Genomic DNA, 225 nt, shown 5'->3' with positions numbered 1-225 from the left:
GCTGGTCCTGGACTCGATCCTGTATGTGCTGGTCAGTGGGTGTGCGTGGCGGCTGCTGCCGCATGATCTGGTGCCCTGGGACGCGGCCTACCGGTGGTTCCGTGCCTGGAGCGCAGATGGCACCTGGAACCGGGTGCACGACGTGCTGCGGGACCGGGTCCGGGCCGCCGAGGGCCGTGATCCCCAGCCGACGGCGGCGGTGCTGGACGCCCAGTCGATCAAGAC

At 70.2% G+C, this 225-nt stretch carries 1 protein-coding gene; it reads left to right on the top strand.

What is annotated here, in order from left to right:
* Window positions 1–225: IS5 family transposase (locus tag IN07_RS20030; protein WP_036339518.1), on the top strand; the 225-nt coding region annotated here is incomplete at both ends.

It is taken from the genome of Modestobacter caceresii (genome assembly GCF_000761485.1).
Lineage (GTDB): Bacteria > Actinomycetota > Actinomycetes > Mycobacteriales > Geodermatophilaceae > Modestobacter > Modestobacter caceresii.
This window is presented reverse-complemented; position numbering and strand designations above follow the sequence as displayed.